Genomic DNA, 841 nt, shown 5'->3' with positions numbered 1-841 from the left:
GGCCGAAGGCGACGCAGAACAGCAGGATCGGCACGGTCCAGGTGATGGTCCCGGTGACCGCGAAGTCGCCGACGATGCCTTCCAGGTGGCCGTTCTGGAAGCCCCAGACGAGCACGCCGAGGGTGGCGCTCAGGCTCAGGCAGTTGAGCACCAGTGCCTTGAGCGGCAGCACGATGCTGCCGGTGAACAGGAACAGCACGATGAACGAGCTGATCGCGATGACGCCGAGGCCCAGCGGCAGCTTGTCGTTCATCGACTCGATGGCGTCGTGCAGTTCCGCCGCCGGGCCGCCCACCTGCACGTCGTACGGGGCGTCGACGGCGCGGATGTCCTGGACGAGCTGGCGGCCCTTCTCGGACAGCGACTGGCTCTTGGGCACCACCGACAGGTACGTGCTGTCGGTGACGCCGAACCGGTCGGCGGCCGGGGTCGGCGGGGCGACGCGCTGGCCGCCGGCGAAGGTGCCGATCTCGGTGTCGACGCGGGCCACGTTGTCCAGCGTGGACAGCCGCTCGGCGTAGCCGGCGACGTTGCCACGCTCGCCCTTGCCCGGCGTATCGTTCAGGACGACGTTGAGGGCCTGCGTCTCCTGGGCGTTGAAGTCCTTCCGGAGCGTCTCGCCCACCTGGCGCGACTGGGTGCTGGTCGGCAGCACCCGCTCGTCGGCCAGGCTCATCTTCAGGTCCAGGAACGGCGCCCCGAGGAAGAGCAGCAGTCCGATGACGACCGCGGCGATCGGCACCGGGAAGCGCATGACGGTGATCGCCGTACGGTGCCAGAAGCCCTCTTCCGGCCTGGGCGTGGTGGGCTTCTTCTTGCCCAGGATGCGGCCCTTGTCGAT

At 69.0% G+C, this 841-nt stretch carries 1 protein-coding gene; it reads right to left on the bottom strand.

The genetic code is table 11. From position 1 onward, the window contains the following. A partial coding sequence (locus KUM32_RS37885) for an MMPL family transporter (protein ID WP_217146363.1) occupies nt 1-841 on the bottom strand: 841 nt, incomplete at both ends.

The organism is Streptomyces sp. AC627_RSS907, from assembly GCF_019049165.1.
This window is presented reverse-complemented; position numbering and strand designations above follow the sequence as displayed.